We start from the raw sequence: 23,976 nt of genomic DNA on the forward strand, positions 1-23,976 counted from the left end.
TTGGACTCGTCCAAGGAGATGCGCTCGATGAAGTGGCTGATGCAGGCGTCCAGCCTCCGTGCAGCATTCGTGCATCGGTTCTTGAAGGCGTCGGGTGCCCCATGCTCGTCGACCACGGCACGAGACTACAGCGAGTGGAACGGTCCACAGGAGCACTCTTCAGACACCTGACCGATGAACTCCGCCCCTTGGCAGCCCAGGCCGAACTATGCGATGCCAACGCCGGTCACACTCCGTTGAGCCGGGCCGGTGGTGCACGCAAGCCCGTACGCACTGGAGCACTCAGATCAGTACGCGGACAACGGCGGCTGGGGCCAGCAGCACGGCGACACCAGCGACGCCACGAGCACCGCCTACGCCCTCATCACGCTCGCCGCACACAGCACCGACCCCGATCCCGCAGCCCGCGGCGCCGCCTACCTCCTCACCCAGCAACGCCCCGACGGATCCATCACCAGCATCCCGGACTCCATCGGACCGCGCGGCTTCGCCTTCACCGTCCCCGTCCTCGCCGACATCTTCTCCCTCCTCGCCCTGGGACACCTCGCCCGTCGCCTGGCCCCGGCGCCACCGCAGCAGATATCGGTGCCGGCCTCGCCGTCACCGGGATGTCCCGGTGAACCTTGAGTGATCGCGTTCGCCGCCACCGGCCACTCCTCGCGGGCAGGGCCCACGGACAACCCTGGGGCCTGCCCCCCGGGGGGAGACCATCGGGACCGTCACCCACGCCGACCGAGAACGCCGCCTGCCTGATGAAAGCGGCAGCCGGGGCCGGCACTGAAGCGCACCACAGCCGGGCCCCTTGGAGGGACACCGGAAACCGTTCAACAATCGGAATGGAGTCGTCGTGGACAGCGATCACAGGAGCAAGGCATACCCGTCGAGTGAATCGGTCGGGGGCTTCTACGAGCAGATGGGGCCGTTCTTCGCCTCGCTCTTCGGGGAGGACATTCACTTCGGGATCTGGGAGCAGGACGACACCTCGTCGATGACCGCGGCACAGAGCCGCCTGACGGGCCGCCTGATCTCGCTCCTTCGGTTGAAGGACGAGGACTACCTGCTCGACGTGGGCTGCGGCACCGGACACCCGGCGATGCGCCTGGCCGAACAGACCCGCGCCCGGATCCTTGGGGTGAACATCAGCTCCTCTCAGGTCGACACCGCCGCAGCGAAGTCCCGGGCCGCGGGCCTGTCGTCCCGCCTTGAGTTTGTCCACGCCGACGCCATGGAACTGCCCTACGAATCCGGGACGTTCGACGCCGCGTGGGCGGTCGAGATGCTGTTCCACGTGCCCGACCGCCTCCAGGTGTTGCGGGAAATCCACCGCACGCTCAAGCCCGGAGGCCGGGTGGTCCTCACCGACTTCGTCGAACGCGAGCAGTTGACCGGCCACGAGTGGGACCTCCTCACCCAGGGATTCGCGTTCTCCTCGCTCCTGCACCCCCAGGACTACGGCGACCTGGTCACCCGCGCCGGCTTCGAGGCCGTCCAGGTCCACGACGTCACCGCCGAGACCAGGAAGAACATGGAATGGATCCAGTCCCGGTACGAAGAGGACAAGGAACTCCTGGCCAGCCACTACGGACCGGATTACACCGTCCAGATGGACCAGCTCCTTCCGACCGGCTTGTCCATCTACACGGAGAAACTGGGCTGCGTGATCGTCGAAGCCCACCGCCCCACCCGCTAAACCCCAGTTGGCCGCTCCCCATGGGGCGGGGAACGGCCAACGTTGCCGGTGTTGGCTACGGCGGGTGGAAGGTAACCCCGGCGGCGCGGGTGGGGCTGAAAGGAGGGCGGCGAGTGAAGCATTCGCAGCGGTGGATCGTCGATGCGATCTTCTACGTTTAGTGGGCCGGGTGTGCCTGGCGGCAGCTGCCAAAGGCGTTCGTGCCCTGGGAGTCCCGGCGCTCGCCACTGGAGCCCACTGGGTGATCGGCGGTGATGGACGTCTACGACAGAACGCTCCGCCGATGAGCTCATCCGTGTCCTCGACCGCGAGCAGCACGATCCGCTGTGCTGCCTCGCCGTCACACACCTGACAACGAGCAGCGCCATATCGGCCATTTCCACCCCCAAGCCTGCCTCTTGTCTTGCACCTGGCCCGGGAGCCGAGGTGCGGAAGGTCCCTACAATTTCCGCAGCTTCAAGGAGACGATGGGCGGTTGATCGCAACTGTTACTGGAACGATCCGTGGACGAGGCATCGTAGAGGCTGGTGGTGCATGCTGAAGCCCTTGTCGGCGGCGACGCGTTTGGGCCGGGTGCGTGCCGGACCGGCGCCCGGTACGCACCCGGATGAGGGCGATCACCGTTTCGGCCTGGGTGCAGTCCTTGCGGGTGCCGTCGGCAACGGCGAAGGCGAGCGGTGGCCGCGTCCGTCGCAGGCGAGGTGGATCTTTCTGGCCAGCCCGCCGCGGGAGCGTCCGAGGGCATGGTCATGCGGTTTGCCGGCCGGGCCCCTTCTGACGGGCCCCGGCCGCGTGCTGGTGGGCGTGCACGATCGTCGAGTCGACGGCGACGACCCAGCCCAGGTTGCCCTCGGCATCCGCCTGTTCCAGGAGCGCGGTGAACACGCCCTCCCAGGTCCCGTCTGCAACCGGTTGTGGACGCCCTCCATAGACCGAACTCCGGGGCGGCGCCATCCACGGCGCCCCCGTACGGCACTTCCACGCGATCGCGTCGATCACTTGCCGGTGATCACGCCACCGCCCACCCCGCCTCGGTGATCGGTCCGGTAACAACGGCTCTATCCGCGCCCACTGCGCATCGGTTTACGACACGCATCTACCAACGATCAGATGATCGGCAGGAAACGCCCTAGCCTGTGCCGTTGCCTCGGGGCCGGCGGCAGGTGTCGGGGTGCGGCGGAGGAGGGTTGCACCGTCGGGGTCGGCCGGTTCGAGTGCGATGGCGCGGCGGAGCTGTTCCATGCGTTGGGGTAGGGGGTGCCAGCCGGGTTCTGCGGCCATCTCGGTGTTGAGGTCGTGGATCGCGCGGGCGTAGGCGCGGGCGAGGCCGCGGAAGTGCAGGGGCAGGCCGGGGCGGGGGTGGCCGCTGGGGGCGATGCTCACCCACAGGGCGTCGGTGGTCTCGTTGCCCGGGCCGGCGGGTTGGGTGGTGTCGCGTGCGACGAGGTGGCTGCGGGCGGTGAGCCAGTGGCGCATCGCGGCCCGGGTGGGGCCGGACAGGGCGACCGTTTCGGTGGCGGGCGTGGTGTGCGGGTTGCGGTGCTGGGGGAGTCGGGTGAGGCGGATCGTGCCGCGGTGCAGGTCGACGTCGTCCGTGCGCAGGGCGCAGAGTTCGCCGGCGCGGCAGCCGGTGTCCAGCACGGTGCCGATGATGGCGAGGATCCGGCTGCGGGAGTCGGACCGGCCGGGGCGGGCCGAGTGTTCCAGGTGGCCGAGGAGGATGCTGCGCGGGCGGGCGGCGACCACGGGCCGGAGCGCGACCCGCGGCGGGTTGCGCTCCGGGAGCGTGACGGCGATGCCGGCTCGGGCGCCGAGGATGCGGAGGCAGTCTTCCCGGACGCGCAGGGACGCGGGTGAGGCTTGGCCTGGTCGTGCGGCGGGCTTGCGCCGCAGCAGGCCCCGCTCGGCGGCGGCGAGGTAGTCGGCGAGGGTGTCCGGCGCGAGGAGCTGGGCGAGTGAGCCGGCGGCCGTGGGCACGATCGCGCCCCGCTCCAGGGCGGTGCGCAGTTCGCCGGCGACCCAGCGCAGCTGCTTCGCCCGGGACGTGCCGGTCGGCGGTTCGCAGGCACGCTCGACGAGGGCGTCCAGCGCGTCGACCGAGGGTGCTGCTGTCGTCGGGGCGTCCGCCATGAGGTCACCCTAGCGTGGGGTCGGGGCGCGTCGGCAGGCTCTTACCGGCAGAGGGGGCTCGGAAGGCCCCGTAGGGCGCGAACGTAATAACTGGCTTGAAGCAAGATCGTCGGTGGGAGACAGGCGGCATGGTGGCTGTCCTCTCCGACCCGCGCCGCTCCGGTGGTGACCGTCCTTCGGCAGCTGGCGAGGGGGCCGTGTCAGGGCATCCGCCGGTTCTCGCGGCGGCACCCGGCGATGACTTCCCGGGCTCCGTGAGCGCTCCGGTCGGTTCTGATGGACCGTCAGCTAACTCAGCATTGGGTCAGCATCAGTCCTGTCAGGCGTTGTCATGGATGGTCGAACGGTGTCACGTGTCGAGTGCGGAGGCGACTGTCGACAGGGGCACTTCGGGGTGGGCGGAGGGAGGCTCCGGCTCAGGGGTGCGGCGGACCCGGCCGCCGCACCCCCGATCGGCAAACGCCCAGGTCAGCGCACGTTTCCCCGGGGCTTCAGGGGGATTCCCGGGAGCTCCGGGGCGGGGAGACGGTCGCCCGGGTAACCCTCGACGGCGCCGAAGCGGTCGGGGTTCGCCGAGCTCATCCATTCCTCGCGGGCTCGGGTAATGTCTTCATGAGACCGCCCGATGAAGTTCCACCACATGACGATCCGCTCTTCGAACGGCGTGCCGCCGAGCAGTACCAGGCGGGCGTCGGTCGCGCCGGTGTTGGTGAGGGTGAGCGTGCGGCTGCCGGGGGCGACGTAGCCGAGTTCGGCGGGGCGCAGCGGGGTGTCGAGGAGGTGGACCTCGCCGCTGTCGACGAGCAGGCCGTGCTCGAAGGCGGGGTCGACGTCGAGGGTGACGACGGCGTGCGGGCGCAGGGTCAGCTCGGCGCCGAGCAGCGGGGTGAAGGTGGGGACGGGGGAGGTGTCGCCGGCGAGGGTGCCGAGGAAGACCCGTGCCTCGCCGCCGTCCAGGGCGACCGGGGCGGGGGCGTGGTGGCGGAAGTCGCGCCCGGTGTGCCGGTGCTCCTCGGGCAGGGCGACCCACAGCTGCACGCCGTGCAGGACGGTGGTGGCCGGGGTGGAGACCTCGGAGTGGGCGATGCCGCGGCCGGAGGTCATCAGGTTGACCTCGCCGGGCCGGACGTACGCGTGGACGCCGAGGCTGTCGCGGTGCTCGATCTCGCCGGTGAACAGCCAGCTCACGGTCTGCAGCCCGGTGTGGGGGTGCGGGGCGACGTCCATGCCGCCGGTGCCGGCGACGTCGTCGGGCCCGTAGTGGTCGACGAAGCACCAGGCGCCGATCATGGTGCGGGAGCGCTGCGGCAGGGTCCGGCGCACGGTCATCGCGCGCGGGCCGCCGAGCGGGACGTCCCGGGCGGGCAGGACCTCGACCCGCGGGTCGGCGGCGGGTGTCTCGACGAGGTCGGTCTCGGCGGTGCTCACGGGGGTCCCTCCCAGATGGTGATTAGTTCTATATTCAACTATCATGCCATGGCAGAGTGGCGGGCGACAGTGCGACCAGCCTAAGGAGTCCAGGTGAGTGATGTGACGGTGGTTCCGACGGACCGGCGGGTTTTCATCGACAAGCAGAGCCCCCAGGCGTACAAGGCGCTGCTCGCCGCCGCCGAGGCGGCGCGCGAGGTCGCGGCCGAGGCCGGGCTGGACCGCCGGCTGATCGAGCTGGTCAACCTCCGCGTCTCACAGATCAACGGCTGCGCCTACTGCCTGCACGTGCACACCAGGGCCGCGATCCGCGAGGGCGAGACCGCCCAGCGCCTCGGCGTGCTCGCGGCCTGGCGCGACACCGAGGTGTTCGCCGACCGGGAGCGGGCCGCGCTCGGGCTGGCCGAGGCGACCACCTCCCCGGCGGACGCGGCACTCCAGGAGGCCGCGTACGGCGTGGCGCGCGAGGTGCTGAGCGACGAGGAGATCTCCGCGGTGGTCTGGGTCTCGATCGCCATCAACTCCTTCAACCGGGTGTCCATCCTGAGCAAGCACCCGGTCCGCCCGGCCCGGTAGTCGCGACCGCAGGAGGGTCTCCGCCTTCCGGCGGAGGTCCTCCATTGGCGGGTGTACGACCGGCTCCTTCCGGCGGGGGATGACCGACCGTCAGCGCTGCGGCGAGGCTGGGCGTCGAGGGCGAGGGAGTGCTCGCCGACGGCGAAGGTGGGGTCGCATGGCACGTCGTACGTTTGTCTCCGCGCTGGTGGGGGCGGTCTGCCTGGCACTGGCCGCGCCGCTGGTCCCGGCAGGTGCGGCCGAGGCCGCCGACGGACGGCCGGGCTCCGGCGACCCGCGGGCGGCGGCCCTGCGGGCGCTGACCGACGCCGGCGCCGTCGGGGCGATCGCGGAGGTCCGGGACGGGAACGGCGCCTGGCGCGGGGCGTCCGGCGTCTCCGACCTGGCCACCGGCGCACCGCTGCGCACGGACGGGCGGTTCCGGGTCGGCAGCGTCACCAAGGTGTTCATCGCCACCACGGTGCTCCAGCTGGTCGGGGAGGGGCGGATCGGCCTGGACGACCCGGTCGAGCGGCACCTGCCCGGGCTGGTCCCGAACGGCGACCGCATCACCGTCCGTCAGCTGCTCGGCCACCGCTCCGGACTCTGGGACCCCACCAACGAGAAGGGCGGGGTCTTCCCCGACTGGACCGAACCGGCGGCCGTCCGGAACTGGCTGGACCAGGGCGGCCTGACCCGGCACATCACCCCGGCCCAGGTGGTGGCCTCCTCGGCGGCGCACGCGCCCACGTTCCCGCCGGGCACCGGGTACGGCTACTCCAACGTCAACTACACCCTGCTCGGCATGATCGTCGAGAAGGTGACCGGGCACGGCTACGCCCAGGAGGCCACCGCGCGCATCCTGCGCCCGCTCGGTCTGACCGGCACGTACTTCCCGGGTACGGCCACCGGCATCCGGGGCCCGCACGCGCACGGCTACTGGACGCTGCCCGAGGGCCCCGGCCCGGAGGACCGCAGCGACCGGGACGTGACGGTGGCGAGCGTCACCTGGGCGAACTCGGCAGGGGAGGTGATCTCCACCCTGAGCGACCTGAACCGCTTCGAGAAGGCCCTGCTGGGCGGCCGGCTGCTGCCGCCGGCGCTGCTGAAGGAGATGACCACGACGACCCCGATCGTGATCGAGGGCATGCCGACCGGACTGGGCTACGGGCTCGGGCTGGCCGGCTGGCAGCTCTCCTGCGGTCCGGTCTACGGGCACGATGGCTCGGTGCCCGGGTACAGCACCCAGCTGTGGAGCTCGGGCGACCGGCAGGTGTCGCTGTCCGTCACCCCGCGCGGCGACCAGGCGCAGTTCCTCGCGCAGATGCAGGCGGAGGCCGGCTTCCTGGAGCAGGCCTTCTGCGGGACGGGGACGGGGACGGGGACGGGGACGGCGGCGCAGGAGCCGGCGGTGCAGGGGTCAGCCGTCATGGTGCCGAGGCTGGGCTGACCGCCTGCTGTTCCCTGTTCCACCGCTCCGGCTCGTCCGCGCGGGTCCTCGACCGTGCGGGCGGGTCGGAGCGGTGCCGTTTCCGCCACCGGGGGGCCGACAGCCCGGGGCCGGGCACCCGGGAAAACCGGTGGCACCGGCTTCCGCCGGCGGTGAGAATGCACCGGTGATCCCCTCGCCGCTGTCCCCTGCCCAGGATCCCCGCGCCTGGTCCGTCGCGCCGGACTATCCGGGGATGCAGGACCTGGTCGCCGGTCTGGAGGTGCCCGCCGGAGCCGCGATGGGCGTCATGGGCGCGCTGGAGACCTCCCGCGAGCTCATCCGGCACTCCTACTACCGGTACGAGTTCGCCACCGTCGCCGTCACCCACGCGCTGTTCGCCCTGGAACAGGTCCTCGTCGAACGACTGGCCGTCGAGGAGCCGCTCCGGGAGCTGATCGGACGGGCCGTCGCCGAAGGGCTCCTCGGGCCCGGGCTCGTCACCGAGATCGAGGCGAGCCTGCGACTGCGCGACAAGCTCGCGCGGGGCACCGTGACGACCGGCGCCGTGCCCCCGGAGCGGGCCGTCACGCTGGTGCGCGCGGTCTTCGACGCCGTGTCCGCGCTCCTCTGCCCGCCCGTGGCGGCGGCCGAGACCGGCGGGACCACGGACGAGGAGTCGGCCCGGGCGCGGCTCGACCGGCTGTGGGAGGAGCACCGGCGGGCGCCGTTCCCCAGGAGCTTCCTCGGGGTGGACATCGCGGGGGTGTGTCTGATCCTCCTGGAGGACGCCGTCGCCTCCGCCGTGCTCCGGGAACAGGGCGGCGGATTCGACGACCGCAGCATCTCCGACCTCTGGCACCGCATCGCCGACCTCGACAAGGTCGTGCCCCTGATCGACGAGCAGTACTGCCGCGAGCACTTCGCCAGGCTCCGGACGGTGGCCGGGCTGGTGGCCGCGTCCCACCTCCCGCCCGCGACCTGACCTGCGCGCCGAGGTCGCGCCCGGGGCGCCGGAGTTCCGCTCGGCGGCCCGACTGCGTACGGTGATGCACGCATCATCGGCAGCGGAAAGGGGCGCGCGTGACGGCGGGGACGGAAGACGACTCGGGGACGGTGCTGACCACCGAGCGGCTGGTGGTGCGTCAGTGGACCATGTCCAGGGCCGACCAGGACCGCGCCTTCGACGTCTACTCCCGCTGGGAGGTGGCCCGCTGGCTCGGCCGGACCCCACGGGCCATGACCGGGTCCGACGAGGCCCGCGCCTTCATCGAGCGCTGCCGGAAGCGGTCCGCCGACCCGCGCTTCGGCGCCTGGGCGGTCGAACGACGCGACACCGGTACGGTCGCCGGCACGGTCCTGCTGGTGCCGTTGCCGGACGGGGACGGCGAGATCGAGATCGGTTGGCACCTCCACCCCGACAGCTGGGGCCGGGGCATCGCCGCCGAGGCCGCCCGGGCCGTCCTGGCCAAGGGCTTCGCCGACGGCCTGACCGAGATCCGCGCCGTGCTGGCCCCGGACAACACCCGGTCGGCGGCCGTCTGCCGGCGCCTGGGGATGACGGCCACCGGGCCGACCGACCGGTGGTACGGCCGACAGCTCGCGGAGTTCCGCATCGGACCGGATCAGGCGGCGCAGGCATGACGGACATGGTGGGTACGACGGACATGGTGGGTTCGGCCGATGTGACGCTCAACCTCTGGCGCCGGCCGCTCGGCGAGGTGCCGGCCGAGGTGTGGGACCGCACCGAGCTGACCGTGCTCATCCTCGCCGACACCGGCATCAGCGAACTCTCCTCCGGTATCGGCCGGTTGAGCGCTCTGCGGACCCTCGACCTCGGGCACAACCGGCTCACCGCGCTGCCCGCCGAGCTCTGCGACCTCACCGGCCTCCGGGACTTCCTCTACCTGCACGACAACGCGCTGACCGCCCTGCCCGAGGCGCTCGGACGGCTCACCGCGCTGCGCTACCTCAACGTCGGCGAGAACCGGCTCGCCGAACTCCCGTCCACCATCGGCGACTTGGCCTCGCTGATCGAGCTGCGCGCGCAGCACAACCGGCTCACCGCTCTGCCGGAGGCGATCGGCGAACTCGGCGAGCTGCGCGAACTCTGGCTACGCGGGAACGAATTGACCGATCTGCCGGAGTCGGTCGGTCGGCTCGCCGGGCTGCGCGAGCTGGAGCTCCGGGAGAACGCCCTCACCGAACTGCCCGCCGCGCTCGCCGGGCTCCCGCAGCTGCGCCGCCTCGACCTGCGCGGCAACCGGATCACCGAACTGCCCGACTGGCTGACCGATCCGGGCGCGCTGCCCGCGCTGGAGAAGCTGGACCTGCGGTGGAACGAGGTGCGGCCGCGGGGCCGGCTGCTGGCGGCGCTGGCCGCGCGCGGGTGCGTGACGCTCTTCTGAACCGCCGGGCTCCGGCCCGGGAGAATCATCGCCGACAGCGCGGAGCTGCTACCGTGGAACGCATGAAGCGCGCTGCACTCGCCACGACGACGCCGGAGAGAGTCCCGGCGCGCTGACTGCTGACCCAGTTCGAAGCCCCGGGGCGAGTGCCCCGGGGCTTCGCCGTTCCCGGGCCCACTCGCCCGCCCACCCGAGTGGAGACCACCGCCATGAACGGCCGCCCCCCGCAGGACCGCTCCCCGCAGGACCGCTCCCCGCACGATCACGACCTGCACGACCGCCCGATGCACGACCACCGCAAGCTCGGCCGCGAACTCGACCTGTTCGACACCGACCCGCTGATGGGCTCCGGCCTGCCGTACTGGCTCCCCGACGGTGCCGCGATCCGGCACTCCCTGGAGGAGTTCATCCGCGGCCGCGAGCGCCGGGCCGGCTACCGCCACGTCTACTCCCCGGTGCTCGGCAAACGCGAGCTGTACGAGATCTCCGGCCACTGGGCGCACTACCGCGAGGACATGTTCCCGCCCATGGAACTGGGCGCCGAGGAGATGGTGCTGCGCCCCAGCCTCTGTCCGCACCACGCGCTGATCTACCGCTCACGCTCCCACAGCTACCGGGAACTGCCGCTGCGCATGGCGGAGTTGGGCGGCATGTACCGCTCCGAGCTGTCCGGGGTGCTGGGCGGGCTGACCAGGGTCCGGGCGATCCAGCTGAACGACGCCCACATCTTCTGCACCCCGGAGCAGGCGGCCGACGAGGCCGTCGCCGCACTGGAGCTGATCCGCGAGGCGCACCGGGCACTGGGCGTCGTCCCGGTCCGCTACCGGCTCTCGCTGCCCGGCGCGGGCGGCAAGTACGTGGCGGACCCGGAGCTCTGGGAGCGCGCCGTCGCCCTGCTCACCGAGGTGCTGGAGCGCTCCGGGGTGTCGTTCGAGGCGGCGGAGGGCGAGGCGGCGTTCTACGGGCCCAAGATCGACGTGCAGATCGCCGACGGCGCCGGCCGTGAGTTCACCCTCTCCACCGTGCAGATCGACTTCCACCAGCCGGAGCGGTTCAACCTGCACTACATCGGCGCGGACGGCGCCAAGCACCGCCCGGTGATGGTGCACCGCAGCGTGATCGGCAGCGTCGAGCGGGTGGTCGCCCACCTGATCGAGCTGTACGGCGGCGCGTTCCCGGCGTGGCTCGCGCCCGTCCAGGTGGTGCTGCTGCCCGTCTCCGAGGCCGAACTGCCGCAGGCCGAACGGTTCCGGCAGCGCTGCCTGGACCTCGGCCTGCGCGCCGAGGTCGCCGGGCCCGAGCACGGAACCCTGGGCGCCCGGATCCGCGAGGCCCGGCTGGTGCCGTACCAGGCGGTGATCGGGGCGAAGGAGGCCGTGGACGACCGGGTCGCGCTGCGGCTGCGGGACGGCCGACGGCTGGAGCCGCTGCCGGCCGAGGAGGCGTGGGCGCGGATCGGCGCGCTGGTGGCGGCGTGCGACGCGGAACTGTGGGCGGAGGACGCCTCCCGGCGGTCGTAGGGCCCGGTCTCGGACGCCCGCCCGCGGGGCCTCGGTGGGGCCGTCCGGGGCATACGTACGACTAGTGCGGTGTGCGGTGTGTCGGTCGGGCCGAGGGCGGCGGCCGCCCGTCGAATGGGCCGGGCGGCCGAGTCCGCGGCCGCCGCTGTCCCCACCCGTACGGAGGTACTCCCGATGCGCATCCCACACGGCTTCGCCGTTCCCGCTCTGGCCGGCTGTCTCGCCCTCGCCGGAGCGGTGGCCGCCACCCCGGCAGGCTCGGCCGAGCTCCGCCCGCTGCCCAGCCCCGCCGTCCAGTACTGTGCCGCGGTGCTCGGGCACGTCCCGGGCGCCGACGCCGCCTCGCAGGCTCTCGGGCGGGCCTGTTCCTCGGACTTCCGGGCCGATCAACTCGCGCAGGCCGGAGGAGGATTCGAGGCCTACGGGCCGGCGGGCCACCCGTCGCTGCCGATGGAGTAGGCCCGGTCGGGGCGGTCCGCCGGCCGACCGCGCCGCACGAGGCGCAAGCCCCGTGCGGCGGGGGCCGGTCAGTAGGACTGGAGCTCGATCACGTGGCCGTCCGGGTCGCGCAGATGGGCGCTGCGCAGGGTGGGGCCCCACTCCGGGCGGTCGGTCGGCGGGGTGACGGGGGTGCCGCCGTGGCGCAGGCAGAGGCCGAGTGCGCCGTCCACGTCGTCCACCCGGAGGACCAGCATCGCGGTGTCCTGCGAGGGTGCGGCGGGGTGGGCGGGCAGCTCGGCGGTGCCGAGGGTGGCGGCCATCGCGGACCGGTCGAACAGGGCCAGGCAGGTCCGGCCGGCGAGGTCCCAGTTGGCGTACGGGCCCTCGGGCGCGCCCTTGGCCAGGGTGGCGCCGGTGAGCGCCGGGAGGACCGCGCGGTAGAAGGCGAAGCACTCGGCGAAGCGGGAGACGAGCAGGCGGGGGTACGGGGCGTCCACGGGCGAACTCCTGGCAAAGGGGGGTGGAGAGAGCGGCGGTGGGGGGCGGGTCGGGCGGTTCCCGAATTGATGGGTGGCACCCACTATAGGGAGAGGCCCTAGACTGCCGCCATGGCCTCCGAGAACCCGCACCCCGCCGCCGAACTCCCCCCGACCCTGCTGGACCTCAGCACCTACCTGCTCTCCCGGATCGGCAGGGCGGCGCGCGGTCGGCTCGCCGAGCGGCTGGCCGAACGCGGCCTGCGGCTCTGGGACATGGCGGTGCTGGCCGCACTCGCCGACTTCGGCCCGCAGGCCCAGCGGGACCTGGTGCGGCGGCTGGCCATCGACCCGAGCGACCTGGCCAAGGTCGCCGACCGGCTCGCCGCCGCCGGGTACGTCGAACGCGCCAGGGACCAGGCCGACCGGCGGAGGGTCTCGGTCTCGGTCACCGATGCCGGACGGGCACTGCTCGCCGACCTGGAGGCGCAGGCGCGGGCGGTGCAGGACGTCGTGCTCGCGCCGCTGGACGCGGGGGAGCGGCAGGTGCTGCAGGAACTGCTGCTGCGGGTGCACCACGGGACGGGGGAGTGGCGCGGCGGCCTGTGACCGTGGGGCGGGCGTGGGGCTGGCCGCGTCAGGCCGTTCGCGTCAGGCCGAGGGTTGCCCCGGGCGGCGGGCGCCGGCGAACTCGCCCGCCCAGCGCGGCACGTCGAGCACGTTCTCGACCCGGGCGACCAGGGTGCCCGTCCGCTCGGCGTGGATCATCGCGCCCTCGCCGATGTGGATCCCGACGTGGTGCAGGGGGGCGTCGGGGCGGGAGAAGAACAGCAGGTCGCCCGGGGCGAGCGCGTCGCGTTCCACCGGGGCACCGAGGTTGAACTGGGCGACGGTGTAGTGCCCGAGTTCGACGGTGCCGTGGCTGGCCCGGTACCAGCAGTAGAGCGAGAGGCCGCTGCAGTCGAAGCCGACCGTCCTCTCGCCCATGCACACGCCGTTCAGCCAGCCGTTCTCCTCGTCGCAGAAACCGAGGCTCGCGCCCAGCCGGTCGCCGCCGCCCCAGGCGTACGGCACGCCGAGCTGGCTCGCGGCCACGTCGGCGACCCGGCGGCCCAGCGCGGCCACGGGCAGCGACCGGGCCGTCCCGGGCGGGGCGTCGGACGCCGCCTGGGCGGCCGGGCCGAGCGCCGGGACGAGACCCGCCCCGAGCGCGAGGCCGAGCATGCGGCGCCGACGGACGCCGGAGGTCTGGTCACGGTCGGACGGTTGGGGCTCCATGGCGGTGCCTCCCGGTGCTGGAGGTGGCTGGGCGCCCGGGGCGTGATGCCCGGGCAGGCACCCACCAGGATTCCGCTGCGGCGGGCCGGTCCGCCATCACCCGCAACGGTGAATCGCCGACGCAAGAGCCCCGAAACGGAGGGGGGTTCGCCGGTAAATGGTTTGACGGTCGTTCAGGAGACGCCAACGATGGGCGCGAACGTTCGGTCGGGACCGTCGGAGGACCACATGAGCAGAGCCGTCAAGCTGATCCGCTCCACGCGGCTGACCAGGGCAGTGGACTACGCCTACGCGGCGGAGGTCGACGCCCCGGCCCGCTCGCTCTGGCTGGCCGGGGCCTGCCCGCTGGACGAGGAGGGCCGGACGGTCGCCGTGGGCGACTTCGAGGGCCAGGCCCACCAGGTGATGCGGAACCTGATAGCCGTGCTGGAGGACAACGGCGCGACCCTCACCGACATCGCCCGGACGACCGTGTACGTGGCCTCCGGCGACCAGGCCGACCTGGTGAAGGTGTGGAACGTCTACCGCGCCTACATGGGGGAGCACGACGCCCCGAGCACCCTGCTCGGCGTCACGGTGCTCGGGTACGACGACCAGCTGGTGGAGGTGGAGGCCATGGCCGTGCTGCCCTCCGGGCCCGACGCTTCCTGACCTGACCTGACCTGGCCCGGCCTGGAGTGAGCTGACCTGACCTGGAGTGAGCCGACCTGACTGGCGCGACCCGACCCGGCCGGGGCGGGCCGACGGCCTGAGCCGACGGGCCCGCCCCGGCCGGTCAACCGGTCATCAGCGCACGCTGAGCTTCACCGTGGCGCTCCGGCCGGTGTAGAACTTGTGGATCTGCTCACGCGTCCCGGAGCCGCAGGCCTGCACCTCCTCCGGGTAGCTCTTGCTGTCGGCGGCGATCGTGACCGTCGCGCACATCCCGTCGGCCCGGGTGTCCTCCACCCACCCGTCGACGTACAGCGACTCGACTCCCTCGACCTTCTTGCACTTCAGGGTCCAGGTGGCCTCCGCGCCGTCGATCTTGGGCGAGTCGCTGTGCGGGCAGGTCGCCGCAGTGGCCGGGGTCGCGGTCACCACCGCCGTCCCGCCGACCAGCGCGAGGACGGCGAGGACGGCGCGGAGGGACAGGGCCAGTCGCATGAGGGTCTCCTGGTGTGGGTGCGGACGTCGACGGAGGGTTTCCGCCGCGGAGGGTTTCTGCCGCACACGAAGCAGATCGATTCCGCGGGGCGGCGCAATGCGCTCGTGTGGGTGACGCCGGGTTCGACGTGCCGCGGTGCGCGCAGAGCCCGTCGGGGCGTCAATCCCGGTTGACGGCTGGCGGGCTCAGCGAGCCGTGGCTGCAAGGAAGTTGGCCGCTCCACCCCTACCCTTGGGCCATGAAGCAGCACATCCTCACGCTGGTCCTCGGGGGCCTTCTGCTGGGCATCGTCGCGTTCGGCGCCGGCTGGTACGCGGCGGACTCCCGGCAGACCGCGCCGGCGCCGACCTACATCACGGTCACGCCGGAGCCGGTCCCCACCGGCGCGGTCTCACCCCCGGCCTCGGCCGCCGGCCGGTAGTCAGTGGCCGGCGGCGCGGCCGGCGGCTACTGCCTGACCGCCCAGAACCGGTCGGCCATGTTGTCGTACGCGACCGACGCGGACAGCGACACCGCCGGCTCCTTCCAGAGCATCTGCCACTGGCCGTCGCCCGGGTCGTTGTCCACGATCACCTCCAGCCCGCGCGCCGTGTTCACCCAGCTGCTCGCCTGGTCGCGGAACCCGTAGTCGGTGAAGTACACGGCGGCGTCCTCGTGGAAGAGGTTGAACTGGAGCCGGCGGCCGCCCCAGTTCCGGTCGGCGTAGAAGCAGTAGTAGGACGGCTCGGTGGCCGGGGTGGGGCAGTTCTTCCAGTCCGGGCTCCGGACGGTGCGGCGGTGGTGGTCGCCGCTCCACGGCGGTGCCTGCGCCTGCCCGGGCAGCGGGAGCACCATCACCGCGCCGTCGGGGTAGGTGATCTCGTTGGCGGCGGTCTGTTTGCCGCCCTTGCCCGCGGCGAGCTGGGCGTCCACCGACTGCTGGAGTGCGTCGCGGTCGCCGTCGCCGAGTGCGGTGATGATGGCTCTCCGGTCCCCGGCCGGGCTGTGCGCGGCGGCGGCCTGCGCCCCGAGGGGCGCGGCCAGGAGCACGAGGGCCCCGGCTGTGCGGACGAGAAGTCGGCGGAGTCGAGAGTGTGTCATATGCCAAACGTAGCCGTGCACATACCGCGGGTAACCTTGCTTTCTCGATCAGACGGCGCGTACGCGGCAACGGCGCGCCGGTGCGTACGCGCCCCCTGATCGGGCGAACCTACGACTCGCGGGCGTCCTCGCCGATCCGACCGGAGTCGCGGGCCCGGTCGGCGGGGCCCGGCATCAGCGGCGCGACGACGTGCTGGGCCGGGTGGGAGCCCTCGTCGTCGTTGTCGTCGTCCGAGTTCACCGAGGCGGTGACCGAGCCCGTCGCCGAGGAGGCCAGGCCGATGATCAGGAAGAGGACGAGCAGGCCGCGCCCGGCGCCGCCCAGGACCAGCGGGCGGGTGGCCGACGCCGGCCCGGCCGGCTCACTGCCCGGCTCGTCGCCGAACAGGCGCTTGGGGTAGGCGGACGAGACCATCACCAGGTAGGAGGTGAAACGCATCCGGTAGCGCAGGATCGCGGTCGTCGCCTCGTACAGCGGCTGCGGCATCCGGCCGAGGACCAGCACCACCAGCCAGAGGACGAACGACACCGTCCACCAGCCCGCGTACACCAGGCCCTGCACGATCGCGGCCGGGATGACGAGGACGATGCGGAACAGCACGGCGAGCCGGTTCAGCTCACCCGGCCGCAGCCCGACCTGCACCGGATAGTCGGGGACCTCGAACCGGAACGGCGGATAGCGGTCCACGGTGAGCATCATGTACGCGGTGACGCGGGTGTCGTACGGGATGAACACCGTGAGGTAGTCCGCCACGAAACCGGGCAGCCGGCCGAGCACCAGCGCACCGAACCAGCCGACGACGGTGACCAGGAACGCCACCACCGACAGCACCCACACCACCACGAACTGGGGGATCAGCAGCAGCGCGCGCAGCAGCACCGTCCAGCGGTTCTGCGGAACGGGCGCCGGCATGTCCAGCACCGGGAGCCACTCGCGGCTGACGGGGGCGGGGGGAGCCTGCCACATCCGGGCCTCCACGGTCTCGGGACGACGGGACCCGGCGGTCGGGCGCGGCCGGGTGCCCTCCGAAGATCGCAGCAACCCGCCCGTCCCGCGCGTCACGCTGCGCCGGACGGGCCAGTCGGCCGGTGCGGCCCGGCGTGGCGCGGCCCGAGGGGCAAGGTGGGGGCTGCCGCCCGCCGGTGGCGCCGGCCGCCGGGCCGGTCAGGGTGACGGCGATGGCGGCTGCCAGCGCGGTGGACGCGGCGTTGAACGGGATTCGTCGCATGATCGGTCCTTCTGGTGAGGTGCCGGGCGTTCGGGGGCCCGGCCTGGCAGGGACCCCTGACCGGATTTTCACCACGAGCCCCGGGCAGCCGCCCGCCCGGCGCCTGCGCGTGGGCGACCCGCGGACCTGACCGCGCCCGGATCGCGTCCGGATCGCCGGTCACGGCCGGCTGTCGGCAGACACCGTGAGGAGATCGTGGCCTGCGCGCCTCCTCGCCGGGCCGCCCGGGCCCTAAGGTGGCCCGCCATGGAGTTTCGACTGCTCGGTTCGTTCGAGGCCGGCCACGAGGGTGGAGCCAGGGGCCGAACTCGCCGCCCTGCACGACCGCATGCTGCGGGCCGACCCCCGGCTGGACCGTCCTCCGGCGCCGCTGTACGCGGTGCGGGTCGGCGATCAGTGGCTGCCGTGGAGCGCGGGCGGCCATCCGGCGCTGGAGTTCTGCAACACCTACGCGGGTTGGGGCGCCGATCCGACCGGCGTGCCGACTCCCGGGTCGGACTGGCTGCGCGGCTACCCCACGCTCGCGGTCCGGGCCGGGCCACCACGACCTCGCCGACGGACCGGTCGTCGAGGCCCTGCTCCGCCGGGCGGCGGAGCAGCCGACGGAGGCCGCCGGCGTGCTCGCCGACGCCCGCGCGTTCCGGTCGGCCCTCCACGCGTGCCTGACCGACCCGCAGGACGGCGCCGCCTTCGGGGCGGTGGCGACCGTGGTGCAGGAGGCCGGGCGGTCGGCGGTCCTCACCCGGGGCGAGGACGGCCTGGCGCATTGGCGACTGCCACCGTCGGCCAGCCTGCCGCTGCCGCTGCCGCTGCCGCTGCCGCTGTACGCCGCCGCCCGCGCGGCCGGCGAACTGCTCGCCGACCCGCGCCGGTTCACCGTCCGCCGCTGCCCCGGCACCGGCTGCGGCTGGCTCTTCCTGGACGCGAGCGGCCGGCGTCGCTGGTGCAGCCTGGCGACCTGTGGGACCCGTCCGGCCTCCTGAGTCGCGCGGGCCGATCCGCGGCCCGGTCCGGACTCTCCAACGCCTTGACGAACCCATGACACTGGCGGACCATCAAGCTGGCGCGCGCCGCACCTCCTCCACAGTTCCGCCCCCACGGACCCCACAGGAGGACAGTCATGCGACTGCCCCGCCGAGGGAAGCCCGCCGCAGCCACCGCCGTGCTGCTGGCCCTCGCCCTCGCCACCCCGCTCACCGCCCAGGCCGCCCCCGACCGCCCGTCGACGCCCGCGCCCGTCACCGGTTTCGGCATCGACACCGGCATCGGCATCGGCAGCGACACCGCACGGCAGTATCGCCTCGACGGTCCCCGCACCGTCGCCGAACGCACCGCCGTCGCCGCCACCGGCGTCTCCGTCGACGCCGTCCTGCCCGAAGCGGTGGTGGTCACCGCCACCCCCGCCGAAGCCGCCCGGCTGCGGGCGCTCGGCTGGTCGCCCGTCGCACAGCCCGGCCCCCGCTACGGCGCCGAACCCGGCGACGAAGGCCTGGCCGGCCCGGTGTACGACTTCCCGCAGGCCGACTCCGGCTACCACAACTACGCCGAGGCCACCGCCGACATCGACGCGGTGGTCGCCGCCCACCCCGACATCATGAGCAAGCGCGTCATCGGTACCTCCTACGAGGGCCGCCCGATCGTCGCGGTGAAGATCAGCGACAACGTCGGCACCGACGAGAACGAACCCGAAGTGCTGTTCACCGCCCACCAGCACGCCCGCGAACACCTCACCGTCGAGATGGCGCTCTACCTGCTGCACGAGTTCGGCGACACGTACGCCACCGACAGCCGCATCGCCAACGCCGTCAACAGCCGCGAGATCTGGGTGATCCCCGACCTCAACCCGGACGGCGGCGAGTACGACATCGCCACCGGCCGCTATCGCAGCTGGCGCAAGGACCGCCAGCCCAACAGCGGCAGCAACAGCGTCGGCACCGACCTCAACCGCAACTGGAACTACAAGTGGGGCTGCTGCGGCGGCTCCTCCGGCTCCACCTCCAACGAGACGTACCGGGGCAGCGCACCGGAGTCCGCCAAGGAGACCAAGGTCGTCGCCGACTTCGTCCGCAGCCGGGTCGTCGACGGCAAGCAGCAGATCACCGCCGCCATCGACTTCCACACCTACAGCGAACTGGTCCTCTGGCCGTTCGGCTGGACCACCGCCGACACCGCCACCGGCATGACCGCCGACGAGTACAACACCTTCGCCACCCTCGGTCGCGGCATGGCCGCCACCAACGGCTACACACCCGAACAGTCGAGCGACCTCTACATCACCGACGGGGCGATCGACGACTGGCTGTGGGGCGCCCACCGGATCTTCGCCTACACCTTCGAGATGTACCCCGGCGAGAGCGGCAGCGGCGGCGGCTTCTACCCGCCCGACGAGGTGATCGGCCGCGAGACCAGCCGCAACCGCGAAGCGGTCCTGCGCCTGGTGGAGACGGCCGACTGCGTCTACCGCGCGATCGGCAAGCAGCAGCAGTACTGCGGCATCTCGGCCTGACCGGGCGTCATCGGTACGGGTCGCGCCGCGCACGTCGCGGCCCGGCGCCGGCTGCGGGATCATCCCGCAGCCGGCGCCTGGGGTTGCGTGGCCCTCCGGCAGCGAGTGGAACCGACGCCACGGCGATGCAGCCCCCGGACGGCGTTCCCCGGCCGACCCCCGCATGTGCGGGGAGGACGGCCCGCAGGAGCCGGGGCGATGTGGCGACCTTGCTGTTTCTTTGCCGAGGCGTCAAAGTGCCGAGGACACGTGTCATCAGTCAGAGGCCCCGTGAGGGACATGGGCCCTCGGCCTACCTGCCCGCAGTCCGGTAGATTCTGCGGCCGGTTGATCGGCACACGAAGCGGCTCCGTGCCGCGGGTTCGACGCAGGGGGCTACGGGGTGCGGGACAGGGACGGGCGTGCGGGGGACCTGCTGGAGTGCTGGCGGGCGGTCGAGTTGTTCAGCCCGCCGCCGATTCCGGACGTGCCGCGGAAGCGCCGGGCCGGCCGTCCCCGGGCGTCGGACGCGATCACCGTCGACGTGACGCCGGCGCCGGGCCGGCCTGCGCTGTTGTTGCCGTGGGCGCCGGAGCATCCGGAGACGGCGGCCCGGCGGGCGCCTCGGGGGATGGTGTGGCGGCACGAGGTGTACGGCGGGGTGTACGACCTGGAGCTGCTTCGGCAGGCGATGATCGCCGTTCTGCCGAAGGGGACCGACCCGGATCCGGGGGTACCGGACGAGGAGTTGGTGCTGTCGGGGAAGAGCGCGATGTTCGCCCTCGTCCTGGACGAGCACGGGCGGCCGGTCGAGGACACTTCGGTGGTTTCCGCGTGCGGTTGGGCGACGGGCCGGCTGTTCGACCCGGGGCCGTCGGCGGCCGGGTGGCTGGACGGCTTCGAGGAGTTGGGTGAGGCGTTCGAGGTCGCGGTGGGGCGGTTGACCGCCACGCCGATTCCGTACGCGCCGGGGCCCGGGCTCCTGGCGGACCCGGTGCCCGTGGGGGAGGGGGAGGAGGCCGTTCGCAGCTGGCAGCAGCTGATCGCGGAGATCCTGGGCGGCGCGGCGGTGGCGGCGGTCGGTGCGCTGTTCGGTGAGGTCGCCGGGGCCGCGGTGCAGGGGGCGACGGAGCCGCTGGTGCGGCGCGTCGCCGAGTGGGCGGCGACCCGTCGTCCGGACCAGCAGGGCGCGGGTGGGGATTCCCCGTCCGCCGCGCCGCAGCCGCCCGCCGAGGAGGCGGCGGAGGAGACGGCGGAGACGGAGGCGGCGGAGGACACCGGCCCTCGCCCGGTCGCGCTCGCCGACCTCGTCGCCCTGACCGCCCAGATCGCCCATCTCTGCGGTGTCGAGGAGCACTTGGACCCGCGGGTGATCCGGGTCCGGAGCCGGCTGGTGCACCGCCCGCGCGACCCGAAGGCCAAGCCCGCCGCCGCGCAGCCGTTCCTCAACAGTCTCCTGCCGCCCGACCTCGCCCGGGTCCGTGCCGCGCTCGGGGACCGGGGCCTGCGGGCGGCAGGCCTCGGCCCCGCCCTGGAGGCCTACCTGACCGGTCGCCGGGACATCCCGGTCGACGCCCGCACCGATCTGCGGGAGGACCGGCTCGCCGTCCTGGCCGGCGTCGACCCGGCTCTCGTCCCCGCCGGACGCTGGCCCGCCAGGTCGCGGTACCCGCTGGCGCTCAGCCAGCAGTTCGCGGTCAACCGCATGCTCGCGGACCGCGCCGGGGCAGGGGGCAGCGCCGCAGCCGGGGGCAGCGCCGCGGCCGGCGCCGGAAGCACGGAGGCCGCCACCGCGAGCACCGACGCCGGTGGCCTGTTCTCCGTCAACGGCCCGCCCGGCACCGGCAAGACCACCATGCTCCGCGACCTGGTCGCCGCCCTCGTGGTCGAACGCGCCGCCGTGATGGCCGGTTACCGGAGGCCCGAGGAGGCGTTCGTCGGCCGTGCCTGGCGGGGCAAGGACCGTCATGGTGTCCACCCGCGCTTCGTCTCCGCCCTCGACCCGCGGCTCGCCGGCCGCGAGATCGTGGTCACCTCCTCCAACAACGGTGCGGTGGAGAACATCACCGCCGAACTGCCCGGCGCCGACGCCCTCGACGCGCACTGGCACGACGGCCCCGACCACTTCTCCGACCTCGCCTCCGCCCTGCTCGGCGGCGCGCCCGCCTGGGGGCTGGTCGCCGCCGTCCTCGGCAACAAGACCAATCGGACGAGGTTCACCGAGCGCTTCTGGTGGGGCCGCCTGCCGGAGGACGAGTCCGCCGCCCGCGCCGACGCCGGGCTCCCGCCGCTGCGCGGCATGAACGCCGTCCTCGGCGACTGGGTGCCGCCCAGTGTGCCCAGGCCCGCCCGGGCCCCACGTGACCGTCGCCCGGCGGCGGTCGCGGCCCCGGCCGTCACCGCCCCAACTCCCCATCCCACTCCCGAAGTCCAGGCCCCCGCCCAGCCCGTCCCCTCCTGGCCCGAGGCCGTCGCCGCCTTCAAGGCCGCCCAGGCCGAGGTCGAGCGCCTGCGCGCCGAACGCGTCCGCCTCGCCGCCGTCCTCGCGGAGTCCCGGGCGGACCGGGTCCACCCCCGCCTCGACTCCCTGCGCGCCGCCGTCACCCGCGCCGACGACCGCGCGGCGGCCGCCGAGGCCCGCCACGCCGCCGCGGTGCGGGCCGTCGAGACGGCCCGTACCGCCACCCACGCCGCCGAAGCCGCGCACCGGGCCGCGGCCGAGCGCGTCCCGCGGGCCCGCGAGGCCCTCGCCGACGCCCGGGCCACCCTGGCCGCCGCCCGCGAACGCGCCGACCAGCACCGCCGGCAGGTCGGCGTCCTGACGGCCCTCCACGACGAGCCCCCCGGCGCGCAGCCGGGTCTGCGCGGCGGGCTGCGCCGCCTGCTGCAGAGCGGTGCCGAACGCCAGGCCGCCGAGGAGCACCGCGAACGCAGCCGGAGCGACCTCCTCGCCCAGCTCGTCCAGCAGCGCACCGCGCTGGAGGACGCCCACGACCACGTCGCCCGCTGCACCCGTGCGGAAGGCCTCGCGGCCGACCTGACCGCCCGCACCACCGCCGCCGTCACCGAGGCCGAGACCGGCGCCGTCCGCGCCCGCGTCCACCAGGACGCCGCCCGGGCCGCGGAGTCGGCGGCCCGGGCGGAGGTCGAGCAGGCCCGGTACGGGACCCGGTCCGCCCGGCGCGACCTGGAGGCCGCCGGCGCCGAACTCGACGCCGCCCACCGGGCCCTGCGCGCGGCCGCCGCCGCTCTCCCCTCGCTGCCCCTCGACTGGCCGCAACTCGGCGACCGCGCGCAGGAACTCGGCGCCCCGTGGGCCGACGAGGCCTGGAGCACCGCCCGCAGCGACCTGTTCCTGCGCGCCCTCGACCTGCACCGCGCCCTGGCCGCCAACACGGCCAAGCGGATCCGCGGCAACCTCCAGGTCCTGGTGGAACTCATGGCGGGCGGTGGCGGACCCGTCCCCGACGAGCAGGTCCTGCAGGCCTGGCAGACCCTCTTCCTCCTCGTCCCGGTCGTCTCCACCACCTTCTCCTCGATCGGCAGCATGTTCGCCCGCCTCGGCCGCGGCTCCATCGGCTGGATCCTCGTCGACGAGGCCGGCCAGGCCACCCCGCAGGCCGCCGTCGGCGCCCTCTGGCGCGCCCGTCGCGCCGTCCTCGTCGGCGACCCGCTCCAGCTGGAACCCGTCGTCACCATGCCGACCGCCCTGCAGCGCAGGCTCCTGCTGGCCTACGGCGTCGACGAGGAATGGCTGCCCTCCGCGACCTCCGCGCAGGCCGTCGCCGACCGGGTCAACCGCTACGGCACCTACCTGCCCGCCCCCACCGGCGCGGAGGACGAAACGGTCTGGGTGGGCTCACCGCTGCGTGTCCACCGCCGCTGCGAGGAGCCCATGTTCACCGTCAGCAACGAGGTCGCGTACGGCGGCCTCATGGTCCACGGCACCCATCCCCAGCCCTTCCCCGACCCCGACCACGACGGCCTCCTCCCCAGCCGCTGGCTCGACACCCCGGACCCCGGCCGCCCGGCCGACGCCCCCTGGGGCGACCGCGACCGCCGCGCCCTCGCCTTCCTCCTGGGACGGCTCGACCGTCACGGCGTCACCGTCGAACGCCTGCGGATCATCGCGCCCTTCCGCGCCCTCGTCGCCGAAGCCCGCGAGACCTGCCGCGGGCTCCCCGGATGGACCGCCGAACTCCTCGACGAGCGCTGCGCCACCGTCCACAAGGCCCAGGGCAAGGAGGCCGACGTCGTCATCCTGCTGCTCGGCGCGGGCCGCCCCGGCGCCCGCGCCTGGGCCGCCGGCTCCCCGCACCTCCTGAACGTCGCGGCCAGCCGCGCCAAGCGCCGCCTGTACGTGGTCGGCGACCGCGCGCTGTGGGCCCCGCTGCTCCACTTCGACGTCCTGGCCGGCGAACTCCCCGCCTACGACCACGTCCGCGACCGCGACACCTGGCCCCTGGACGACCCCGCCGACAGCGGAGTCGACGGCTGAGCCCGCGGGCACCGGGCGTTCCGAGGATGGTGCACGAGAAGTCGGTCGGTTCGACTTCTCACGTCGTCACTGGCGCTCAGGTGCGGCTGGGGCTGCGCGCGGTGGGGGCGGGGCCGCGGTCCCGGAGGCGCTGGGCAGGAGGCGCGGCGGCCGTGTGCCATGACCCGCCGCCCGGTCTCCGG

General features: G+C 73.5%; 23 protein-coding genes and 1 pseudogene. 15 read left to right on the forward strand and 9 right to left on the reverse strand.

Features of this window, described 5'->3' with window-relative positions:
- Window positions 1–249 precede the first annotated feature (249 nt).
- Together ACZ6EM_RS31580 and ACZ6EM_RS31585 are read left to right on the forward strand one after the other, a co-directional pair.
- Entirely contained in the window at window positions 250–627 is a 378-nt protein-coding gene (locus tag ACZ6EM_RS31580; RefSeq protein ID WP_465773825.1) for a hypothetical protein, read from the forward strand.
- 220 nt (window positions 628–847) lie between these two features.
- Complete coding sequence (locus ACZ6EM_RS31585; RefSeq protein WP_465773826.1) at window positions 848–1,690, forward strand: SAM-dependent methyltransferase; 843 nt, start codon at window positions 848–850, stop codon at window positions 1,688–1,690.
- Window positions 1,691–2,437: 747 nt separating this feature from the next.
- Here ACZ6EM_RS31585 and ACZ6EM_RS31590 read toward each other — a convergent pair.
- From ACZ6EM_RS31590 to ACZ6EM_RS31605, 4 genes and pseudogenes are all read right to left on the reverse strand, one after another.
- Window positions 2,438–2,575, reverse strand: a complete 138-nt coding sequence (locus ACZ6EM_RS31590) for a hypothetical protein (protein ID WP_465773827.1) — start codon at window positions 2,573–2,575, stop codon at window positions 2,438–2,440.
- A 9-nt stretch (window positions 2,576–2,584) separates the two neighbouring features.
- Window positions 2,585–2,761 (reverse strand): annotated as a pseudogene (locus ACZ6EM_RS31595) (transposase); the annotation flags it as partial.
- Between the two features lie 12 nt (window positions 2,762–2,773).
- On the reverse strand, window positions 2,774–3,820 hold the full coding sequence (locus ACZ6EM_RS31600) for a site-specific integrase (protein WP_465773828.1): 1,047 nt from the start codon (window positions 3,818–3,820) through the stop codon (window positions 2,774–2,776).
- A gap of 468 nt (window positions 3,821–4,288) precedes the next feature.
- Entirely contained in the window at window positions 4,289–5,248 is a 960-nt protein-coding gene (locus ACZ6EM_RS31605) for a pirin family protein (RefSeq protein WP_465773829.1), read from the reverse strand.
- Between the two features lie 93 nt (window positions 5,249–5,341).
- Here ACZ6EM_RS31605 and ACZ6EM_RS31610 point away from each other — a divergent pair, with 93 nt between their 5' ends.
- From ACZ6EM_RS31610 to ACZ6EM_RS31640, 7 genes are all read left to right on the forward strand, one after another.
- Window positions 5,342–5,824, forward strand: a complete 483-nt coding sequence (locus ACZ6EM_RS31610) for a carboxymuconolactone decarboxylase family protein (protein ID WP_401053160.1) — start codon at window positions 5,342–5,344, stop codon at window positions 5,822–5,824.
- A 157-nt stretch (window positions 5,825–5,981) separates the two neighbouring features.
- Complete coding sequence (locus ACZ6EM_RS31615; protein ID WP_465773830.1) at window positions 5,982–7,253, forward strand: serine hydrolase domain-containing protein; 1,272 nt, start codon at window positions 5,982–5,984, stop codon at window positions 7,251–7,253.
- A 166-nt stretch (window positions 7,254–7,419) separates the two neighbouring features.
- Window positions 7,420–8,217, forward strand: coding sequence for a hypothetical protein (locus ACZ6EM_RS31620; protein WP_465773831.1), 798 nt, complete (start codon window positions 7,420–7,422; stop codon window positions 8,215–8,217).
- 98 nt (window positions 8,218–8,315) lie between these two features.
- Window positions 8,316–8,876 carry a GNAT family N-acetyltransferase gene (locus tag ACZ6EM_RS31625; RefSeq protein WP_465773832.1) on the forward strand — a complete coding sequence of 187 codons (561 nt, stop codon included), beginning with the start codon at window positions 8,316–8,318 and terminating at the stop codon, window positions 8,874–8,876.
- Window positions 8,873–9,640, forward strand: a complete 768-nt coding sequence (locus ACZ6EM_RS31630) for a leucine-rich repeat domain-containing protein (protein ID WP_465773833.1) — start codon at window positions 8,873–8,875, stop codon at window positions 9,638–9,640. The genes ACZ6EM_RS31625 and ACZ6EM_RS31630 overlap by 4 nt, the downstream gene beginning before the upstream one ends.
- 209 nt (window positions 9,641–9,849) lie before the next feature.
- The gene (gene thrS / locus ACZ6EM_RS31635; protein WP_465773834.1) at window positions 9,850–11,160 is read left to right on the forward strand and encodes a threonine--tRNA ligase; all 1,311 of its coding nucleotides are present in this window, start codon (window positions 9,850–9,852) and stop codon (window positions 11,158–11,160) included.
- A 174-nt stretch (window positions 11,161–11,334) separates the two neighbouring features.
- Window positions 11,335–11,619, forward strand: a complete 285-nt coding sequence (locus ACZ6EM_RS31640) for a hypothetical protein (protein ID WP_401044626.1) — start codon at window positions 11,335–11,337, stop codon at window positions 11,617–11,619.
- A 68-nt stretch (window positions 11,620–11,687) separates the two neighbouring features.
- On the opposite strand, the gene ACZ6EM_RS31645 is transcribed toward ACZ6EM_RS31640, so the two are convergent.
- A complete protein-coding gene (locus tag ACZ6EM_RS31645) occupies window positions 11,688–12,098 on the reverse strand; it encodes a VOC family protein (protein WP_465773835.1) in 411 nt (136 codons plus the stop codon).
- 111 nt (window positions 12,099–12,209) lie between these two features.
- Here ACZ6EM_RS31645 and ACZ6EM_RS31650 point away from each other — a divergent pair, with 111 nt between their 5' ends.
- A complete protein-coding gene (locus ACZ6EM_RS31650; RefSeq protein WP_401049544.1) occupies window positions 12,210–12,686 on the forward strand; it encodes a MarR family winged helix-turn-helix transcriptional regulator in 477 nt (158 codons plus the stop codon).
- Window positions 12,687–12,728: 42 nt separating this feature from the next.
- On the opposite strand, the gene ACZ6EM_RS31655 is transcribed toward ACZ6EM_RS31650, so the two are convergent.
- On the reverse strand, window positions 12,729–13,355 hold the full coding sequence (locus tag ACZ6EM_RS31655; RefSeq protein ID WP_401049546.1) for a C40 family peptidase: 627 nt from the start codon (window positions 13,353–13,355) through the stop codon (window positions 12,729–12,731).
- A gap of 228 nt (window positions 13,356–13,583) precedes the next feature.
- Between ACZ6EM_RS31655 and ACZ6EM_RS31660 the strand changes: the two genes are divergently transcribed.
- Entirely contained in the window at window positions 13,584–14,006 is a 423-nt protein-coding gene (locus ACZ6EM_RS31660) for a RidA family protein (RefSeq protein WP_465773836.1), read from the forward strand.
- Window positions 14,007–14,141: 135 nt separating this feature from the next.
- Here ACZ6EM_RS31660 and ACZ6EM_RS31665 read toward each other — a convergent pair whose 3' ends face one another.
- Complete coding sequence (locus ACZ6EM_RS31665) at window positions 14,142–14,501, reverse strand: hypothetical protein (protein WP_465773837.1); 360 nt, start codon at window positions 14,499–14,501, stop codon at window positions 14,142–14,144.
- 239 nt (window positions 14,502–14,740) lie between these two features.
- Here ACZ6EM_RS31665 and ACZ6EM_RS31670 point away from each other — a divergent pair, with 239 nt between their 5' ends.
- Window positions 14,741–14,923 (forward strand): hypothetical protein, encoded by a 183-nt coding sequence (locus ACZ6EM_RS31670; protein WP_359897148.1) that lies wholly within the window; start codon window positions 14,741–14,743, stop codon window positions 14,921–14,923.
- A 26-nt stretch (window positions 14,924–14,949) separates the two neighbouring features.
- On the opposite strand, the gene ACZ6EM_RS31675 is transcribed toward ACZ6EM_RS31670, so the two are convergent.
- Together ACZ6EM_RS31675 and ACZ6EM_RS31680 are read right to left on the reverse strand one after the other, a co-directional pair.
- Window positions 14,950–15,582 (reverse strand): peptidase inhibitor family I36 protein, encoded by a 633-nt coding sequence (locus tag ACZ6EM_RS31675; RefSeq protein WP_401049551.1) that lies wholly within the window; start codon window positions 15,580–15,582, stop codon window positions 14,950–14,952.
- Window positions 15,583–15,691: 109 nt separating this feature from the next.
- Window positions 15,692–16,549: a DUF4389 domain-containing protein gene (locus tag ACZ6EM_RS31680; RefSeq protein ID WP_465773838.1), complete on the reverse strand. Its 858-nt coding sequence runs from the start codon at window positions 16,547–16,549 to the stop codon at window positions 15,692–15,694.
- A 498-nt stretch (window positions 16,550–17,047) separates the two neighbouring features.
- Here ACZ6EM_RS31680 and ACZ6EM_RS31685 point away from each other — a divergent pair, with 498 nt between their 5' ends.
- The 3 genes from ACZ6EM_RS31685 to ACZ6EM_RS31695 all read left to right on the forward strand — a co-directional run bounded on the left by ACZ6EM_RS31685 (window position 17,048) and on the right by ACZ6EM_RS31695 (window position 23,794).
- Complete coding sequence (locus tag ACZ6EM_RS31685) at window positions 17,048–17,794, forward strand: CGNR zinc finger domain-containing protein (protein ID WP_465773839.1); 747 nt, start codon at window positions 17,048–17,050, stop codon at window positions 17,792–17,794.
- A gap of 137 nt (window positions 17,795–17,931) precedes the next feature.
- Window positions 17,932–19,317 carry a M14 family metallopeptidase gene (locus ACZ6EM_RS31690; protein ID WP_465773840.1) on the forward strand — a complete coding sequence of 462 codons (1,386 nt, stop codon included), beginning with the start codon at window positions 17,932–17,934 and terminating at the stop codon, window positions 19,315–19,317.
- Window positions 19,318–19,699: 382 nt separating this feature from the next.
- On the forward strand, window positions 19,700–23,794 hold the full coding sequence (locus tag ACZ6EM_RS31695; RefSeq protein ID WP_465773841.1) for an AAA domain-containing protein: 4,095 nt from the start codon (window positions 19,700–19,702) through the stop codon (window positions 23,792–23,794).
- Window positions 23,795–23,976 lie beyond the last annotated feature (182 nt).

Source organism: Kitasatospora sp. NPDC041917 (assembly GCF_055589745.1).

Bases quoted from the DNA above. Each gene is read 5' to 3' on its own strand.
- ACZ6EM_RS31600 (WP_465773828.1), bottom strand. From the start codon at position 3,820: ATGGCGGACGCCCCGACGACAGCAGCACCCTCGGTCGACGCGCTGGAC.
- ACZ6EM_RS31680 (WP_465773838.1), bottom strand. From the start codon at position 16,549: ATGTGGCAGGCTCCCCCCGCCCCCGTCAGCCGCGAGTGGCTCCCGGTG.
- ACZ6EM_RS31675 (WP_401049551.1), bottom strand. From the start codon at position 15,582: ATGACACACTCTCGACTCCGCCGACTTCTCGTCCGCACAGCCGGGGCC.
- ACZ6EM_RS31615 (WP_465773830.1), top strand. From the start codon at position 5,982: ATGGCACGTCGTACGTTTGTCTCCGCGCTGGTGGGGGCGGTCTGCCTG.
- thrS (WP_465773834.1), top strand. From the start codon at position 9,850: ATGAACGGCCGCCCCCCGCAGGACCGCTCCCCGCAGGACCGCTCCCCG.
- ACZ6EM_RS31670 (WP_359897148.1), top strand. From the start codon at position 14,741: ATGAAGCAGCACATCCTCACGCTGGTCCTCGGGGGCCTTCTGCTGGGC.
- ACZ6EM_RS31655 (WP_401049546.1), bottom strand. From the start codon at position 13,355: ATGGAGCCCCAACCGTCCGACCGTGACCAGACCTCCGGCGTCCGTCGG.
- ACZ6EM_RS31630 (WP_465773833.1), top strand. From the start codon at position 8,873: ATGACGGACATGGTGGGTACGACGGACATGGTGGGTTCGGCCGATGTG.
- ACZ6EM_RS31665 (WP_465773837.1), bottom strand. From the start codon at position 14,501: ATGCGACTGGCCCTGTCCCTCCGCGCCGTCCTCGCCGTCCTCGCGCTG.
- ACZ6EM_RS31660 (WP_465773836.1), top strand. From the start codon at position 13,584: ATGAGCAGAGCCGTCAAGCTGATCCGCTCCACGCGGCTGACCAGGGCA.
- ACZ6EM_RS31640 (WP_401044626.1), top strand. From the start codon at position 11,335: ATGCGCATCCCACACGGCTTCGCCGTTCCCGCTCTGGCCGGCTGTCTC.
- ACZ6EM_RS31650 (WP_401049544.1), top strand. From the start codon at position 12,210: ATGGCCTCCGAGAACCCGCACCCCGCCGCCGAACTCCCCCCGACCCTG.
- ACZ6EM_RS31690 (WP_465773840.1), top strand. From the start codon at position 17,932: ATGCGACTGCCCCGCCGAGGGAAGCCCGCCGCAGCCACCGCCGTGCTG.